The organism is Chloroherpetonaceae bacterium, from assembly GCA_033763895.1.
GTDB lineage: Bacteria > Bacteroidota > Chlorobiia > Chlorobiales > Thermochlorobacteraceae > JANRJQ01.
In genome coordinates this window covers 519836-537500 of record JANRJQ010000004.1, presented here as the reverse complement: position 1 = coordinate 537500, position 17665 = coordinate 519836, and the positions used below count along the sequence as shown (strand labels likewise).

Annotated in this window: 15 protein-coding genes (1 of these 15 only partly in view); 3 read left to right on the top strand and 12 right to left on the bottom strand. The window is 38.1% G+C overall.

Annotated elements, in window-relative coordinates; translation table 11 throughout:
- The 8 genes from SFU91_03005 to SFU91_02970 all read right to left on the bottom strand — a co-directional run.
- Nucleotides 1-2 carry a 2-nt sliver of an ATP-binding cassette domain-containing protein gene (locus SFU91_03005; protein MDX2127989.1) on the bottom strand. It extends 784 nt beyond the left edge of the window, so a 2-nt sliver of its 786-nt coding sequence is all that appears in the window; the start codon is cut by the window's left edge — 2 of its three bases fall inside, at nucleotides 1-2; its stop codon lies off the left edge, out of view.
- Between the two features lie 19 nt (nucleotides 3-21).
- A complete protein-coding gene (locus SFU91_03000) occupies nucleotides 22-765 on the bottom strand; it encodes an ABC transporter permease (GenBank protein ID MDX2127988.1) in 744 nt (247 codons plus the stop codon).
- A 44-nt stretch (nucleotides 766-809) separates the two neighbouring features.
- Entirely contained in the window at nucleotides 810-2114 is a 1305-nt protein-coding gene (locus SFU91_02995) for an efflux RND transporter periplasmic adaptor subunit (GenBank protein ID MDX2127987.1), read from the bottom strand.
- Entirely contained in the window at nucleotides 2053-3330 is a 1278-nt protein-coding gene (locus SFU91_02990; protein MDX2127986.1) for a TolC family protein, read from the bottom strand. Before SFU91_02990 ends, SFU91_02995 begins: the two co-directional genes overlap by 62 nt.
- Before the next feature lie 4 nt (nucleotides 3331-3334).
- A complete protein-coding gene (locus SFU91_02985) occupies nucleotides 3335-6661 on the bottom strand; it encodes a CusA/CzcA family heavy metal efflux RND transporter (protein ID MDX2127985.1) in 3327 nt (1108 codons plus the stop codon).
- Between the two features lie 7 nt (nucleotides 6662-6668).
- Nucleotides 6669-7436: a heavy metal-associated domain-containing protein gene (locus tag SFU91_02980; GenBank protein MDX2127984.1), complete on the bottom strand. Its 768-nt coding sequence runs from the start codon at nucleotides 7434-7436 to the stop codon at nucleotides 6669-6671.
- Between the two features lie 39 nt (nucleotides 7437-7475).
- Nucleotides 7476-7778, bottom strand: a complete 303-nt coding sequence (locus SFU91_02975; protein ID MDX2127983.1) for a YHS domain-containing protein — start codon at nucleotides 7776-7778, stop codon at nucleotides 7476-7478.
- Between the two features lie 75 nt (nucleotides 7779-7853).
- On the bottom strand, nucleotides 7854-8255 hold the full coding sequence (locus SFU91_02970; protein MDX2127982.1) for a hypothetical protein: 402 nt from the start codon (nucleotides 8253-8255) through the stop codon (nucleotides 7854-7856).
- Between the two features lie 39 nt (nucleotides 8256-8294).
- Here SFU91_02970 and SFU91_02965 point away from each other — a divergent pair, with 39 nt between their 5' ends.
- Nucleotides 8295-8588, top strand: coding sequence for a DUF721 domain-containing protein (locus SFU91_02965; protein ID MDX2127981.1), 294 nt, complete (start codon nucleotides 8295-8297; stop codon nucleotides 8586-8588).
- 11 nt (nucleotides 8589-8599) lie between these two features.
- On the opposite strand, the gene SFU91_02960 is transcribed toward SFU91_02965, so the two are convergent.
- Genes SFU91_02960 through recF form a run of 4 tightly spaced genes read right to left on the bottom strand, consistent with a single transcriptional unit; the run spans nucleotide 8600 to nucleotide 13155 of the window.
- On the bottom strand, nucleotides 8600-9898 hold the full coding sequence (locus SFU91_02960) for an adenylosuccinate synthase (GenBank protein ID MDX2127980.1): 1299 nt from the start codon (nucleotides 9896-9898) through the stop codon (nucleotides 8600-8602).
- A gap of 45 nt (nucleotides 9899-9943) precedes the next feature.
- On the bottom strand, nucleotides 9944-10522 hold the full coding sequence (gene yihA / locus SFU91_02955; GenBank protein ID MDX2127979.1) for a ribosome biogenesis GTP-binding protein YihA/YsxC: 579 nt from the start codon (nucleotides 10520-10522) through the stop codon (nucleotides 9944-9946).
- A 4-nt stretch (nucleotides 10523-10526) separates the two neighbouring features.
- The gene (gene gatA, locus SFU91_02950; GenBank protein MDX2127978.1) at nucleotides 10527-11963 is read right to left on the bottom strand and encodes an Asp-tRNA(Asn)/Glu-tRNA(Gln) amidotransferase subunit GatA; all 1437 of its coding nucleotides are present in this window, start codon (nucleotides 11961-11963) and stop codon (nucleotides 10527-10529) included.
- Nucleotides 11964-12015: 52 nt separating this feature from the next.
- Nucleotides 12016-13155: a DNA replication and repair protein RecF gene (gene recF / locus SFU91_02945; protein ID MDX2127977.1), complete on the bottom strand. Its 1140-nt coding sequence runs from the start codon at nucleotides 13153-13155 to the stop codon at nucleotides 12016-12018.
- 172 nt (nucleotides 13156-13327) lie between these two features.
- Here recF and ppk1 point away from each other — a divergent pair, with 172 nt between their 5' ends.
- Both ppk1 and aspS read left to right on the top strand, forming a co-directional pair.
- Nucleotides 13328-15574 carry a polyphosphate kinase 1 gene (gene ppk1 / locus SFU91_02940; GenBank protein MDX2127976.1) on the top strand — a complete coding sequence of 749 codons (2247 nt, stop codon included), beginning with the start codon at nucleotides 13328-13330 and terminating at the stop codon, nucleotides 15572-15574.
- 121 nt (nucleotides 15575-15695) lie between these two features.
- On the top strand, nucleotides 15696-17543 hold the full coding sequence (gene aspS / locus SFU91_02935; GenBank protein MDX2127975.1) for an aspartate--tRNA ligase: 1848 nt from the start codon (nucleotides 15696-15698) through the stop codon (nucleotides 17541-17543).
- Nucleotides 17544-17665 lie beyond the last annotated feature (122 nt).

The window sequence follows — 17665 nt, the reverse complement described above, 5'->3', positions numbered from 1 at the left end:
ACGAATTTAAATTAAGTCAAATTAAAACAAGAAAAACCATAAAACGTAATCAGCGATGAGAATTAAGGCTGATGAAACAACAAAGCTACGAATCGTAGAGATTCCAACACCTTCCGCTCCGCCGGAAGTTTGAAAGCCGATATGACAACCTAAAAGCGAAGTTTGCAAACCAAAAATCGCAGCTTTAAGAAGAGCTCCTAACACATCTTTCATGTAAAAGAAGGCTTTAGTTGATTCAAAAAAAACATATTGAGAAACACCGAGGAAGAAACTACAAACAACAAATGCGCCTAATACTGCGACCAAATTTGCAAAAACAACTAATACTGGCATCATTATCGTTGTCGCTAAAACGCGCGGCATCGCGAGGTATCTAACAGGGTCAATCGTCATAATTTCTAGCGCATCTAATTGTTCTGTGACCTTCATTGTTCCTAATTCAGCAGCGATAGAAGCACCCACTCTACCTGCAATAATAATTCCAGTAAGAACTGGCCCTAATTCAATGATGATGACTCTACTTGTAATTCCACCAACCATAGAAATCGGAGCAAAACCTTTCATTTGATAGGCGGCTTGCCACGCGGCAATCGCTCCAGTAAAAACTGAAACCAGCAAAACTAAAGGGAGCGAATCAACGCCAATATGTGCCATTTGGGCAATGATTAACTTTCGATCTCTAAGAACTCTCTTCAACGAAGAAAGGATACCAAAAAGAAGTAAAAAAATCTCTCCGACTTCTGTAAAAAAACGATTGAACACCATTTAGCTGAAATCAGTCTATTGAATTAATATAACCTACAAAATAGTTAATGATTTTGATTGGAAGTTAGTTGATACTCAGAATCAATTAAATATGCACCGGAATAAACCACCTCATCACCAATGCTTAAGCCATTAAGAACTTGAACAAAATCTTTTCCCTTTTCACCCAATTTAACTTCGGTAAGTTTATAATGATTACCTTTTATTTTGACCCAAACAAAAGATTTTTCGCCAGTTAAAATTACAGCTGAAAAAGGGATGAGCAAGGAACGATGTAGTTCCTTCTCAAAAGAAACTGAAACGAACATATTCGGCTTAATACTTCCACTTGAATTTCTTATAGGAATTCTAATTTGAAGAGTCCTTGTTTCGGGATTTATGATAGTATTCACGAATGAGACTTTTGCTAAAACTGTGTGTGACGGATTTGATTGTAATTGAATTTGTACATAATCACCCGATGAAACATATTGAGCGTCGATCTCAGAAAGTTCACAAATAACCCAAAGCAAATTTGTATCAACACATTTAAAGAGTTCTTGTCCTTCCGAAATAGTTTCACCCTCAAATACACTTTTTTCAATGATAATTCCTGAAAAAGGGGATAGAATATCATTGTAAAAAGGAGGTTCCTCGAGCATTTCTAAAGAATCAATTTGGTTTTCTTGAAGGCCAAGTAGGAGAAGTTTTTCTTTTCCCACTTGTGCGAGAGGATCTTTTCTTTGCTTAAGGACCAAATAATCCTTTTGCGCTTGAATTAAAGTTGGAGAATAAATAGAAAAAAGCTTTTCATGTTTAGAAATATTTTTCCCGGTTTCGTTAACATAAAGCCTTTCAATTCTGCCGGAAAAACGGGATGAATATACTCGAATATTGGGCTCTGCAAATTGAATATATCCTGCGCTACGAATAGACTTTACAAGTGATTCAAACTTTGGAAAAGCAGTTTTAACATTGGCAAATAATATACTGCGATCATCAACATAAACTAGTCCATCAGATGTGATTGTTGACGATTGAGATTTTAACACAAGATCCATTTGGCAGATCGGGCAAACTGACGGCCGCTCTGAAGTTACTTGAGGATGCATAGGGCAATGATAAAGTAGTTTAGGATAAACCACAGTATTTATTGACGCATTCGAACTAACTGAATCATTACCTGAGATTGATAATTTATCTTTGGAGCCTGAACTGCAAGATGAAAAAAGTAATATGCAACTACTAAGCGTGAGAGGCAAGTAAATTGAGCACATTAAACGAATGATGGTATATGACATAAACCGGTTACCTTCCAAGAGTGATTTGGATTGAATAATACAATAGAGCAAGTTCGTACTCTGTTTCATATAGCTCCTGTTTTTTCATAAAATACATTCGTGAGGAATCTAAGAATGAACTGATAGTGCTTTTTGACAGTAGAAATTCAGACCACTGCAAATCTAAATTCATACGAAGAAGTGGAAGTAGCTCAAGTTGTATCAATCTGATTTTTTGCTTTAGTAAATTGAATGAACGGTTAAGCATTTTAAGTTCAGAATACAGCTCTTTAAGCATCGATTCTCGCTCAAGTTCAATTGCTTTTGCAGTGAGTGAAAAGCTTTCAGCCTTTTGTACCGGACCATCGATAGACCAAGGCAAAAATGGAAGAGTAAAAGATGCCATCACACCGTACATATAATCAACTCCACCCTTATTGACATTACTCATAGAATTTGAAGTAAGAATCATCCCATTTGGCATTCGCATCAGCATGCTTTGAAGCATAATGTCGGGCAGTAGTTCTGTTTCAGCAACTGCCATTTCTGCGTTTTGCATATCAATCATTACGCTCATTTTCTTTATTACAGGGTTTTGAGAAAGAGAATAATGATCTTCGAACCTTTCAGAGTCATAATCGAAATTTTGGGGGTATGTCGGGTTAATAGAAAATGTATCAGAGGGGCTATTCAACAAAAAGTTAAGAGAAACCAAAATAGAACGATATTCATTCTTAAGAGTTGAACGTTCAAATTTTGCGAGGGCTAGTTCAGATTGAAGTTTAAGTGATTCTGAAAGAGGCTGAGTTGAAGATTTAAATGAAACACGAGCAGCGTCGATAGCCTTTTCATAAGTTACTATGATTGAGTCTTTTAAGGCGAGAGATTGACGGTACTTCCAAAGTAAAAAGTATCTTTTGATGAGTTCAAATTTGAGAGAAGACCAATAAAGTGCGGAATCGGATTTAATCAATAGACTTTTTCTCTCTTCAAGATTCTTCAAAGCATTTAATTTCCCAAACCAAGGAAATTCTTGAGAAAACGATAGGTTTTGTGAAAGAGGATCGTTCAAAAGATTGACGCTAAGGTTACTAAGAGGAATCTGTTGAAGTTCGAACGAAATACGAGGTGCTGGTAAAGCTGAAACGGAGTATTCTTTATGTTTAGCTGAACGGATTAAATATTGAAAAGATTTTAGTTTTAAATTTTTACTAAAAGACTGTTCAATAAGTTCTTCAATTGGTTGCCCTAACATACTGGCAGATCTCAAAAGTAAACCGAGAAAGAATACAAGGTAATGTTTCATAACATCAATCGAATTTGGTTGACATTTTTGAAATCGTAAGCAACCCCTTTTTAAGAGCAAATTCTTTTGTATAGACAAATAGTATGGGCGTAACTAAAAGTACATGAACGGCAGAGGTAAGAAGCCCTCCGATCATAGGGGCGGCGAGTGGTTTCATGACATCAATGCCTGTCCCTGTCGCCCACATAATTGGGATAAGACCAATCATTGAAGTAATCACAGTCATCAATTTTGGTCGTAACCTAAGGACAGACCCTTCAATGGTGGCTTGAAGAATTATGGCTTTATCAATAATGGGGATATTCTCTTTAGAGTACTGTTGAATTTTGCTATCCAAAGATTCGTGCAAATACAAAACCATCACGACGCCAGTTTCTACGGCAACACCGTATAAGGCAATGAACCCGACCCATACTGCAACAGAAAAATTAAATCCCAAGAAAAAAATCATATAAACACCCCCAACAAGTGCAAAGGGAACAGAAAGCATCACGATTATCGATTCCTTGAAATCTTTGAAGGTGAGATAAAGTAGCAGGAAGATAATGAGTAGTACAACGGGGATTATTAAAAGTAAAGTTCGTTCGGCATGTTGTTTTTGTTCATACTGTCCGCTCCAAGAAACTGAATATCCCGATGGAATCTTTAAGTTTTGGGAAACAATCTCTTTTGCATCTTCTACAACACTACCAAGATCGCGATTACGAATGTTAAAAAGGACTGCTGAACGAAGCTGCCCATTTTCACTTTGAATCATTGTTGGTCCTTTTCTCAATATAACTTCGGCCAACTCAGACAATGGAACAAAAGGGCTAAGAGAAACTGTGGAGAGATTCAATGAAGAAGTTCTTGAAATTTGATTTGCAGTGCTTACAGGTGAGGTTGAGGATAAATTCATCCCCATAGAATTAGAATTTTCAGGCGGAGAAAAAGAAGATGAAAATTTAGGACTAATCGGGTTTGTATTTGTAGGATTGACGGGAAATGGGATACGTTTTATTTCTTCAATGTCTTCGCGAGATATGCGTTCTAAACGTACCCGAATTGGGTAGCGTTCACGGCCTTCAACAATTTTTGAAAGGTTTTCACCGCCGATTGCAGTTTCAATAAAATTTTGGAGATCAGAAATTGAAACCCCAAAACGGGATAGTTCAAATTGCTTAGGACTGAGATCAAGATAGTTGCCTCCTTGAGTTCTTTCGGCTACTACATCGGCAGCACCATCAACGGATTTAAGGAGAGTTTCTGCTTCAATGGCTAATTTCTCTAAGGTGTCAAGATTGGTACCATAAATTTTTAGGCCAACATCTGTACGGATGCCGGTTGCAAGCATACTAATTCTGTTAATAATAGGTTGCGTCCACCCATTTCGAACACCGGGTATTTGAAGTTTTGAATCTAATTCTGCGATAATTTGCTTTTTGGTTAATCCCTTTCGCCACTCAGACTGTGGTTTTAAGAGAATAATGGTTTCGATCATACTGAGGGGTGCATTATCGGTTGCGGTTTCCGCTTTACCGGCTTTTCCTAATACGGCAGAAACCTCAGGGATTGATTTGATGACTTGATCTTGGCGTTTGAGAATTCGAGCGATTTCGGGGGCTGAAACCGTGGGTAATGTAACGGGCATAAACAAAATTGAGCCTTCATCGAGTGGCGGCATAAACTCTGAACCAATTTTTAAAGACATTGGAATTGTAGCCAGTAAAGCAAGAAGATTTAAGCAAAGGATGGTTTTTCGATGATGAAGGCTCCATTTAAGAATTGGTTCATAAATGGTGATAAAAAAGCGGGTTAGAGGATTTTCATGTTCCAACCTAAAGTTACCCTTCATTAATAAAGTCATCAGCACTGGGATAAGGGTAATGACTACAACTAAAGAGCCAATCATCGTAAACGTTTTGGTAAATACGAGTGGATGGAACAATTTCCCCTCTTGGCCTTTGAGGAAAAAAACCGGAAGAAAAGCTACAAGAATAATCAGTTCAGAGAAGTAAATCGCTCTTCCTACTTGCACAGCAGAGTCCACTGAAATTTTTTCAATTTCATCTTCGGATAAATCTGGCTTGGCTTGCTGAGCTTTTGCAATATTTCGATAAGCGTTTTCAACAAGTACCATTGAAGCATCTACAATAACCCCAATTGCAAGAATGATACCTCCCAAACTCATAATATTAGACGAAATACCAAAGGTTTTCATCAAAATGAATGCAATCAAAACTGAAACGGGTATTTCAATGATGATGCGAATGATACTTCTGAAATGAAGAAGAAACAATGCCACAACGATTGAAACAACGACAGCAGTTTCGAGGAGTGTTTTTTTTAGCGTAGAAATCGCAGCTTGAATGAGATCTGTTCGATCGTAGGAGGTTTCAATTGATACACCTTCAGGAAGGCCAACCGAGATCTCTTTTATTTTTTCTTTTACACGGTTTATGACTTTATCTGCGTTTTGACCTTGCCTTAACACTACAATACCGCCAACTGTTTCACCTTCTCCATTAGATTCAAGAATTCCGCGCCTTATGTCTCCACCTATTTGAACCGTAGCAACTTGTTTGATTAACACTGGGATTCCATTGGAACGAGTAATAATGGGAAGGTTTTCAATTTCTTCTAAAGTTCGGATATAACCTTGCCCTCGAATAAAAAATTCTGCATCATTAATCTCAATAAGTTTGCCACCGACTTCATTGTTTTTTTCAATAACAGAAGTGATATCGAAGATTGAGAGATTAAACATCTGCAATTTTTGTGCGGATACATCCACTTGATACTGCTTAACAAAACCGCCAATACTTGCGACTTCAGCAACACCTTCAACTGACTGCAGATGTCTTCTTACAAACCAATCTTGGATAGAGCGAAGAGACCCTAAATCGTGATTTCTGCTTTTGAGCGTGTACCAATAAATATGTCCAACTCCGGTACCGTCCGGCCCCATTTTGGGAATTACCCCTTTCGGCAAATCAGTTTGAACAGTGGAAAGTTTTTCTTGAACACGAGTTCTTGCAAAGTAGATATCGACATCATCGTTGAAAATGATAAAAACAAAACTCATCCCGAACATAGAAGCCGCACGCACGGCTTTAACCTCTGCAAGTCCTTGAAGAGCTGTGGAAATTGGATAAGTAATTTGATTCTCAACCACCTCGGGAGATCTACCCATATACTCGCTGTAAACGATTACTTGATTTTCAGAGAGATCGGGAATCGCATCCACGGGTAACTCAGAAACAGAGTAAAAGCCGTATCCACAAGCCACGAGGTAAACTGTGAGTACTATCCAGCGATTTTTCGCACTCCAGCGTATGATTTTTTCGATCATCTCTTTGCTAATAAGTGAGAAGAATTATCATCAGAAAACTCATCAGAATCATTAAAGCGTCTTCGATAATCGTAACACTGCTCATTGGAAGGTTAAATACAGTGCCTAAGCATGCGCATTGGAATTGATTCTTACTCATTACACTTTGGAAGACTCCAACAATGCTCACGCTCATCACGATAAATGTGATGAGATTTGTTGCTAATGGAAGTAGGCCAATGAGGTAGAAAATTCCGAGCCCAAGTTCAATGAACGCATAAACATAACCCCACTGTGGAAAGCTTTTTGCGATAATATCATACATAGCGTAGCTTTCTGCAAAGCCTTTGAGATTTAAGAGCTTGAAAAACGAAAAAACAAGAAAAAAACCTGCCATAAACCTTTCCATAGATTGCATGATGTTGAAAGAACGTGTTGCAAGAGGTTCAATCACACTGGCAAGTAGGATGTAACCAAAAATCAAAAAAATTGGACGATAGGTTGAAAACCCTTTCAAGGGCTGAATTTTTGTACCTTCAATAAATGAGTCATTTTCAACTTCAGATGCTATGTTAAGATTAGGGGGAGATGAAAGAAACGGATGAATCGTGTACTTTAACCCCAAAAGATGTTGAAGCTCATCGCTCCTTAGGGTTTGTACTGTCTGCAAAGTAGCTTCGCCACTTAAAAAGGAAACTGTAGCATCTTCTACTCCCGGGTGCTGTTTCAATTGGTTGGAAACGGTTTGAGCACAGCCATTACAAGTCATTCCTTTAACTATAAACTTCTGTTGCATAAAAGTGAATTTTTGATAAGTTCAATTCAAAAAAATTTATTAATGCATTTCTTTATCGGGTTTGCCGATAAACTTCTTCCCATCCTTACTGATGCGAGATGCATATTTCACCGGATTTTTCTTGAACTTGGTATCACAGCCATTACAACAAAAGCCGAAAACTTTACCCTCGAATTCAATGGTATTTGCTTCGGGTTTAACCGGTTCGCCTGAAATAGGACAAAATGCATTAAAAATTGAAGGCTTGTTTTTTCCTTTTGGGGTTTCTTGTGCATTGCTTTTTGAGAATAGAAAAAAGCTGCCAAATGAAATCATAACCAAAATGATGATTTTCGTTTTCATATAATTTGATTGGATAAAGATTACATCGAGTGCGACTACTCGCATTAAATAAATGAATGAAGAAAATGGAGAAATCTAAATAATTAGAACGGTGGTTCGAGGAGGCGAAGTGGCTTTGGTGTAAGTTACTTGGAGAGTTTGAGTGGGTGAGATTTTAAAAAAGGATTGATAGAGATTATGGATTAAGGATTCCGTAGAAGTCTCACCATTAAATGAGCTATCTTTGGATTCAAAGGCTTTTTCGGGAGACATCTTTTCTGAGAGGTGGATATTTTCGCAGCAATCCTTTTTACACTTTGAGGTTAAATCATCTCTCGTTTTTTTTGTGATTGATGTTTTGCAACAAGAAGCAGTTGTTTTTGAAAAAGACGAAGAAGTAAAGGAACTGCATACACAAAAGGGAATTGTATAGGTCACGAACCCTAAGAGTAAAAAAAGCAAAAGCCCTTGTTTTATGTGATTGATCTTTCGTTTCATAAACCAATTTAAATATTAAATCAACAAAATAATAGAAAATTGTCGTACAGAAATCAACCAAAGCCAGTATCAACAGTTTTAGACAAGGTATATCACGATTTACTCAGTGAACAAAATGCTGATGAGTTTTATGCCTTAAAAAATTGGTCTAAAGTGGTAGGCGTTCATATCGCAAAAGTTTCCGAGGTAGAAAAGTTGGTAGGGGGAACTCTTTTTGTAAAAGTTAAAAGCGCGGCTTGGAGAAATGAATTAATTTTCAAAAAGGCAGGCATAATTGAACAAATCAACACCAAAGTAGGGAGAGAAGTGGTGAAGGAAATTCACTTTAAGTAAGCAAAATTGATTTACTTAAATACAGTTTCATCACGCTTTGGTCCTACAGAAATGAAAGTAACTGGAACATCAAGTTCACGCTCAATGAAATCGATATAAGATTGGGTATTGGGATGAAGATCTTGAAATTTTTTTGCATTACGGTTACTCGTGTTCCATCCGGGTAGTGTGACGTACTCGGGTTCAATTTTTGAAAGTGTATTGTGATCTGTAGGAAAATAGTCTAACCGTTTACCGCCAGCTTTGTAGCCGGTGCACACGCGTACTTCAGAAAAAGAATCTAGAACATCCAGTTTAGTTAAAGCAATTTCAGAAATACCGTTAATAGTATTTGCATATTTCAAGAGCGGGAGATCAAGCCATCCACAGCGTCTTGGTCTTCCGGTGGTTGCACCGAATTCGCGTCCTACTTTTCTAATTTCTTCACCTGTCGCATCATTCAATTCTGTGGGAAAAGCCCCGTTGCCGACTCTTGTCATATAGGCTTTTGCAACACCAATCACTTTTCCTACATAAGTTGGCGGAATTCCAGAACCAGTACACGCGCCACCAGAGGTGGGGTTGGATGAGGTTACAAATGGATAAGTTCCGTGGTCAACATCAAGCAAACTTCCTTGAGCACCTTCTAGAAGAATGCTTTTACCGGCTTTTAATTGTTCGTTCAAATAAATTTGGGTGTTTTTAACGAAGGCGTCGATGGTATGGTCAAAATGGGTGTAATGACGAACCAATTCCTCAACATTAATACCTTCGTTGGCATACACTTTTTGAAGAAGATTATTTTTTTGCTGAAGATTTGAGCGGAGCTTTTCTTCCAAAATTTCGGGTGTAAGCAAGTCCACAATTCTAATTCCAATACGGCTAAACTTATCAACATAACTTGGCCCAATACCTCTCATAGTGGTGCCAATACGCTCGCCCGGGCGTGATTGCTCAGAAAGGGAATCGAGAAGTTTATGATAAGGCATAATGAGATGCGCATTGTGACTGATAAGCAGCCGACCCGTGACATCAACTCCAAATGCTTTAACAGTTTCAATTTCTTTAAGTAAGGCGTCTGCATCGATCACAACACCGTTACCGATAACGCAAACACATTTGGGGTTAAAGATTCCTGAAGGGATAAGATGAAGAACGACTGTTTTATCGTCAAAACAAATTGTGTGGCCAGCATTTGCTCCGCCCTGATACCGGACCACGATATCAAACTTTTCAGAAAGGAAATCGACGAGTTTGCCTTTACCTTCATCACCAAATTGTGCACCAACAAGGACTGTCGCAAGACGCGGTTTATTTGTATCTAAAGTCATTATAGAAAAATTAAGTAATAAAGTTTATGTGGTGAATAAAATATTTCAAAATTCAAGAAAACGACTAATATTAAGGAGCAATTCTCTTTTCCCTAACCCATTGTGCGCAGAAAAATCTTGCATAAACTCATAACCATCAAACAAAGATTCACTGACTTTCTTAGACTTTGCCTTTTCAGATTGATTCAATTTATCAGCTTTGGTACGAATGACCGAAAATCGACGACCAAAGAATTTCAAAAAATTATGCATTTGAATATCGCTTTCAAGGCTAGGATGGCGGCTATCAATTAAGAGGCAAATTAACTTCAATTCAATTCTTGTTTTTAAAAATTCTTCGATTAGTTTTTTCCATTCATCTTGTTCAGTTTTAGAAACTTTTGCGTAACCATAACCGGGCAAATCAACGAAATAAAATTTATTGTTGATAAAAAAATAATTGATTTCGCGTGTTTTTCCGGGAGTGTTGCTGGTTCTGGCCAAGGTTTTTCCCATCAATTGATTCATCAATGAAGACTTTCCAACATTTGATCGACCGATAAAAGCAATTTCAGGATAATTTCCACCGGGGAGTTGGTTAATTTGTTTAACACTCTTTACAAATTCAGCAGATTCAATCTTCATGAGGTTAATTGAGTTTCTCTAAAAATTTTGCTGCTTTTAAGAGAGTAGATTCTTGATAAAAATTTCCTATGAGTTGAAGTCCTACCGGTAATCCTTCATTATCAAATCCAGCAGGGACAGTAAGAGCTGGCACAGCAGCTAAGTTCATTGAAATTGTATAGATATCAGCCAAATACATTGTCAGAGGGTCAGCCATTTTTTCGCCAAACTTAAATGGAGGAACTGGAGAAGTTGGTGCTAAAATAATATCAACCTTTTGAAATGCCTTAACATAATCCTCGCGAATCAATCGTCTGACCTTTTGCGCCTTTTTATAATATGCGTCATAATAGCCGGCAGAGAGGACATAAGTGCCAAGCATTATCCGTCGTTTTACTTCTCTTCCAAAACCTTCACTTCTGGAATGCGTGTACATATCTATCAAGGATGAGGAAGATTTTGAACGAAAGCCGTATCGAGCGCCATCAAAACGAGCGAGATTGGAAGAGGCCTCAGCTGTCGCAAGAATATAATAAACGGAGAGAGCGAAATCGGAGTGAGGCAAAGTGACATCAAGAACTTCAGCTCCATTTCGAGTAAACAAGTCAATTTTCGATTGTAATGCGTTTCGGATATCAATAGGAAGCGCAGTTGTGAAAAATTCTTTGGGCAGGCCAATCTTCAGCCCCTTAACATTGAAGGAGTCTAGTTGATTATAGTAATTCAAATCTGAATTTGAAGAAGTCGTTGAATCTCTTTCATCAAGCCCTGCAATTACCTCGAGAACAAGAGCGATATCCTCACTTGATTTTGCCAAAATACCAATTTGATCCAGTGACGAACCAAATGCGACTAATCCGTATCTAGAAATTCGGCCATAGGTTGGTTTTATTCCATAAATCCCGCAAAAAGATGCAGGCAAACGAACTGAGCCGCCTGTGTCAGAACCTAAAGCAACCAAAGCGGTATCAGACGCAACGCTTGCTGCAGATCCACCAGAACTCCCACCCGGGACACGAGTTTCATCTAAGGGGTTTTTAACTGCGCCATAAGCTGAATTCTCGTTTGAGCTCCCCATTGCAAACTCATCGAGATTCACTTTGCCAAGAATTATGGCATCTTCTGCCAAAAGTCGTTCGATAACTGTGGCATCATAAGGACTTGTGAAGTTTTGTAATATTTTAGAAGCACAAGTGAGTTTTTCGTTTTTAACAGCAATGTTGTCTTTTATTGCGATTGGGAGACCGAAAAGCTTCCCTAATTTTTCTCCTCTTTTTAACTTTTCATCAATTTGCTTGGCTCGCTCCAAAGCACTTTTTTCAAAAACTGTGAGATAAACATTCAGTTGCTTTTTTTTCTCTATTCTGTTCAAGTAAGATTGCGTAATTGACGCAACAGTAGAAGAGTGGCTTTCGAGAGAGTGGCGTAATTCTCTGTAGTTGGAAAACGGATTCAAAGACACACGTGTAGCTTTTGAAATTTATAAGATTAATGGAAAGAAATATACACAAACCTTACAAACTGGGTTTACCTTCTTTGTCGTTTTGATTCGAAATTGAAAGAATAGATATTTCATTGGTGTTCTTAAACCCTCTTGGTTCAGTCGTCGTGATGATGGATTGACCTAATGGTTGAAGTAACGAAATAAGTTCTTCACATCTTCCTTGATCGAGTTCGCTAAACACATCATCCAAAAGAAAAATCGGCTGCTCTCCAATTCTGGATTCGATGTAAGAGCGTTGAGCGAGTTTAAGGCAAATCACAAAAGTTTTTTGTTGGCCTTGAGAAGCAAATTTTCGAATACTAAAGTCGTTAATTCGAAAAGAAAGGTCGTCGCGATGTGGTCCGAATAATGTTACGCCACGTCGAACTTCATCGCTCATAACTTCTCCGTAACGAAGCCATAAATGTTCAAATAGCAATTTTTCTTCTGGGGTATCGGGTAACGCGATGTCAGAATCATAGACCAAAGTTGGTTGCTCAGTAAAAGTATGAAATGAATGGTAAGCATTTTGTAATTGAATTGAAAACTCACGAGTAAAAAGTATTCTTTCCTTCATAATTGAGGCCCCGCTTTGACAAAGGTTTTCAGTCCAAACATCGAGTAATGAGTGCAACTCAGTCGTGTGTTTGATTTTCAAATCATTGAGAATTTTATTGCGCTGAGTAAGTGAACGCTTATAATTTTGAAGATGAGAAAGATAAAGGCGGTTGGTTTGTGAAATTGTGGAATCAAGAAATCGCCTACGCTCTTGCGGTGTACCTTTCGCAAGTTGCATGTCATCAGGAGAAAGCGAAATACAAGGGTACTCCCCAATCAGTTTAGAAAAATGTTCTAATTCTGACTTGCCTAAAAAAATATGTTTTCCTTCGGTTTCAGAATAATAAACTCGGCCGGTAGTTTGGATATTGTGGTTAGACTCGAAATCTGCTGAAATTTCATAGAATGAATCGCCAAAAGTGACGCAATCTGAATCACTTAGGGATAAGAAATTTTTACTCAAGCATGCAATATGAATCGCTTCTAAAATATTGGTTTTACCACTCCCATTGTCTCCGTAAATAATATTGACATTATTTTGGGTCGTGTCTAACTCAAGCGATAGATGATTGTGCTTGCGAAATGAATGAAGTTGAATCTTGCGAAGTTTCAAGGCGATGAATTCAATACAAATAAAAATTAAAGGTACTTCGAATCAACGAAATAAATAGCGACTTGTACATATGAAAAACAAAAGAAATTTGATTCAACTTAAGAGTTTGATTCGTAACAAAAAGATAAAACCAATCTGCTTATCTTAATTCAATTATATCTGACATCATCACATGATCGAAAAAGGCAAACGGAAAAGAACCATCACCCAAAAGCAAGTAGCAGGCGAGAATACTTTTGTGGAGGATAATGAGGAAAGGAACACTACAATTTTGGATAATGGGTCTGAAAACGCTGTAGATTCAAAAGTGGAAAGAAACTCTAATGATCATCCTTATCCCGTTTCACACGAATTGTATTTGAATCGCGAGTTGAGTTGGTTGGAATTTAACCGAAGAGTGCTAGAAGAAGCAAAGCGAGAGACAAACCCATTATTAGAAAGAGTCAAGTTTATTTCCATTTTTGGGTCGAATTTCGATGAGTTTTTTATGATTAGAGTTTCAGGATTGGAAGAGCAACTTTCGGCTGGAATTCAATTGCCTTCTTTAGACGGATTGACTCCTTTTGAACAACTCTCATTTGTAAGGGAAAGGGTCATTGAAATGATGAGTGAAGCACGTAACATGCTTTATGATGAACTTTTGCCCAAACTTCAAAACAGCGGAATCATCTTTCGCCATTGCAATGAGTTAAGTAAAGAAAAAAGGGAAGATCTTAACCGCTTTTTTGATGAGCAGATTTTTCCGGTATTAACGCCATTAGCATTTGACCCCGGTCATCCATTTCCACATGTTTCTAACCTATCGATTTCTCTTGCAGTAGAACTGTTGGGAGATGATGGACAGCCACGCTTTGCTCGTCTGAAAGTACCAAATACGCTTAATCGCTTGATTCGTCTTGATCGGCTGAACACCAAGCCACAACGAAAAAATAAAGACAAGGAACCCGAAAAGATTGAGATGGTGTGGCTTGAAGATGTTATTCAACACAATTTACAAAAGCTATTCCCGGGTGTTACAATTCTTTCAGCCTATCCTTTCAGAGTAATACGCGATGCGGATATTGAAATTGAAGAAGATGAAGCCGGTGATTTGCTTGAAACAATTGAAGCGGGAATTCGCCAAAGAAAATACGGCGAAGTTGTTAGGCTTGATATAAATCCCGGCCTTTCCGAAGGAATGAAAGCGATTCTAATGGAAAATTTAGGAGTGGAAGAAAGGCACATCTATTCACTTCGTGGAGCGCTTGGGCTTTCAAGTCTGATAGAATTAATGGAGATTGATAGACCGGAACTAAAAGACCAATCTTTTGTACCACGAAATCCCTTCATAGATGAATCAGAGTCTTTTTTTACTCAAATCGCAAAACAAGATATTTTGCTTCATCATCCTTATGATTCATTTCAGCCCATCGTTGATTTAGTCAGTAAAGCCTCAGATGACCCGGCAGTTGTGGCGATTAAACAATCTTTATATCGCGTTGGCAGCAAATCCCCTGTTGTACAAAGACTGATTGAGGCCGCTGGGCGAGATAAGCAAGTCGCGGTATTGGTTGAACTAAAAGCAAGGTTCGATGAAGAGAATAATATCATTTGGGCAAAAGCACTTGAAAGTGCTGGGGTTCATGTTGTGTATGGATTGATAGGGTTAAAAACACATGCAAAAATGCTTCTGATTGTTCGCCGAGAGGAAGATGGAAGCCTTAAGCGTTATGTACATTTAGGTACCGGAAATTATAACGCATCGACCGCTAAAATTTATACTGACTATAGTTTTTTAACAGCCGACTCAGAAATTGCTGCAGACGTATCAGATTTATTTAATTTTTTAACCGGATATTCAAAACAGAAAAACTATAGAAAGTTGCTTGTTGCGCCCCATAATATTAGAGTAGGAATTTTAGAGAAAATTCGTCGAGAAATTGCTGTTCACAAGGCACTTGGAGGTGGAGGCAGAATCATATTTAAGATGAATGCTCTAACGGATGCTTCTGTAATTAATGCTTTATATGAGGCTTCTGAAGCAGGTGTAAAAATAGATTTGATTATAAGGGGCATTTGTGTTTTAAAGCCGGAAATCAAGGGGTTTAGTGAGAATATCCGTGTTATCAGTATCGTCGGGCGATTCCTTGAGCATAGCCGAGTTTATTTTTTCCATAATGGTGGTAAGGAAGAAATTTACTTAGGCAGTGCAGATATGATGGGAAGAAACCTTGACCGACGAGTCGAAACACTATTTCCGATTGAAAGCACAAAACTTCAGAAAAGTTTAAAGAAGCATTTAGATGAGATGTTAAAAGATGATACCAATGCGTGGATTCTTGATGGGAACGGGCGATATCATCGAATAATGAGTATTGATCAACATCATTATTGTTCACAATTAAAATTTTTAGAAGTGTCGCAACGCTCAAGAAAGTAAAGCACGTAATTCCCAAAAACTTGCTTACCCCAAGAAACCTCGAATTTCCCTATATTCGAAGCCTTTTGCCAAAAAAAGGATAAAGCATACAAAAACAACTATACAGAATTATTATAGGCATATGCCAAACGAGCAGAACATTGAAATGAACGGTAATCAAACCGCAGAAATAAGCTTTAATGGCGAACAAAGAGTGTATCGAAATGCACTTTGTGGAGAATTAAGAAAAAGCCACTTAAATCAAGAAGTAAAATTGGGCGGGTGGATTCATCGCAAGAGAGATCACGGCGGATTAATCTTTATTGATCTCAGAGATCATTCTGGAATTGCTCAATTAGTAATCCAACCGGAAAACAAATCTGTTTTTTCCGTATTGGAACATTTAAGGGTAGAATCTGTGATAACGGTAAAAGGGATTGTTATTGCTCGATCGCCCGAAACCATTAATCCAGATTTACTCTCAGGAGAAATCGAAGTAGTCGTTTCTGAAATGACAACAGAAAGCTCGGCGGAGCCAATGCCTTTCCCGATTGCGGATGAAACTCATACCTCTGAAGAATTAAGGTTAAAATATCGCTTTCTTGATTTAAGGCATCAGCGACTTCACGACAACCTTGTTTATAGAAGCAAATTCATTAATGAGTTAAGAAGGTACTTACTCCCTTTAGGCTTTAATGAAATTCAAACACCGATATTAACCTGCTCCTCACCTGAAGGGGCTCGGGATTACTTAGTGCCAAGTCGCCTTTATCCCGGTAAATTTTATGCGCTTCCTCAAGCACCTCAGCAGTTCAAACAACTATTGATGGTGGCCGGCATGAATCGATATTTTCAAATTGCACCTTGTTTCAGAGATGAAGATGCTCGAGCTGATCGAAGCCCGGGAGAGTTTTATCAGCTTGATATGGAAATGTCATTTATTAATCAAGATGATTTGTTTGCGGTTTTGGAAGGAATGTTTGATCATATCACGAAAACGCTTTCAAACAAACAAATATGGAAACTACCATTTCCCCGGATACCCTATCGCCAAGCACTCAATAAATACGGTTCAGATAAGCCGGATTTGCGTATTCCTTTGGAAATAACTGATGTAACGAATGTGTTTGAAAACTCCGGTTTTAAGGTTTTTGCTTCTAACACCAAAAAGGGAAAATGCGTAAAGGCACTTGTACTTAAGGGTAAGGCGAATGAGCCTCGACTTTTTTATGATAAGGCAGAAGAATATGCAAAGCGTGAATTGGGCTTACCCGGCCTTGCTTACATTCGTTACCGCGAAAATGAGATTCAAAGCCCCATTTACAAGTTTTTATCGGAATCTGAAAAACTAGAGTTACAAAGTCAATTGAGCCTTGAAACTGGAGATGTTGTTTTTTTTGCTGCTGGAGATTGGGAAAAAACGTGCAAGGCGATGGGTGCGATTCGAAATTATTTTGGTTCAAATTATACTCTTGATAAAGATCTTCTTGCCTTTTGTTGGATTGTTGATTTCCCAATGTATGAATGGAACGAAGAAGAGAAAAAGATTGATTTTTGTCATAATCCTTTTTCTATGCCTCAAGGAGAAATGGAAGCACTTTTAAACCAAGATCCGCTGAAGATTTTAGCTTATCAATATGATATTGTTTGCAACGGAATAGAACTTTCATCGGGTGCAATTCGTAACCACAAGCCGGAAATCATGTATAAAGCGTTTGAAATCGCGGGATACACAAAAGCTGATGTTGACAGTAAGTTTGGGCACATGATTCGGGCGTTTCAGCACGGAGCACCCCCTCACGGCGGCATCGCACCCGGAGTGGATCGAATGATTATGATTTACCGAGATGAAACAAACATACGAGAAGTCATTGCTTTCCCAATGAATCAAAAGGCACAAGATCTGATGACTGGAGCGCCCTCAGAAGTCAGTCCGAGGCAGTTAAAAGAGTTGCATTTAGAGGTTAAAATCCCACCTCATAAGGTGTGACACAAAACAATTTTTTTTATCAATTTATGTTTAAGTTTATTTCATAAACACAAAATCACTTTCTGTTGACCCGTTTTTACAAAACATATTATCATTTAGATATTTAACACCCATTTGGAGGA

Bases quoted from the DNA above. Each gene is read 5' to 3' on its own strand.
- SFU91_02985 (MDX2127985.1), bottom strand. From the start codon at position 6,661: ATGATCGAAAAAATCATACGCTGGAGTGCGAAAAATCGCTGGATAGTA.
- SFU91_02975 (MDX2127983.1), bottom strand. From the start codon at position 7,778: ATGAAAACGAAAATCATCATTTTGGTTATGATTTCATTTGGCAGCTTT.
- aspS (MDX2127975.1), top strand. From the start codon at position 15,696: ATGCCAAACGAGCAGAACATTGAAATGAACGGTAATCAAACCGCAGAA.
- ppk1 (MDX2127976.1), top strand. From the start codon at position 13,328: ATGATCGAAAAAGGCAAACGGAAAAGAACCATCACCCAAAAGCAAGTA.
- SFU91_02990 (MDX2127986.1), bottom strand. From the start codon at position 3,330: ATGAAACATTACCTTGTATTCTTTCTCGGTTTACTTTTGAGATCTGCC.
- SFU91_02960 (MDX2127980.1), bottom strand. From the start codon at position 9,898: ATGACTTTAGATACAAATAAACCGCGTCTTGCGACAGTCCTTGTTGGT.
- SFU91_02995 (MDX2127987.1), bottom strand. From the start codon at position 2,114: ATGAAACAGAGTACGAACTTGCTCTATTGTATTATTCAATCCAAATCA.
- SFU91_02980 (MDX2127984.1), bottom strand. From the start codon at position 7,436: ATGCAACAGAAGTTTATAGTTAAAGGAATGACTTGTAATGGCTGTGCT.
- SFU91_02970 (MDX2127982.1), bottom strand. From the start codon at position 8,255: ATGAAACGAAAGATCAATCACATAAAACAAGGGCTTTTGCTTTTTTTA.
- SFU91_03000 (MDX2127988.1), bottom strand. From the start codon at position 765: ATGGTGTTCAATCGTTTTTTTACAGAAGTCGGAGAGATTTTTTTACTT.
- yihA (MDX2127979.1), bottom strand. From the start codon at position 10,522: ATGAAGATTGAATCTGCTGAATTTGTAAAGAGTGTTAAACAAATTAAC.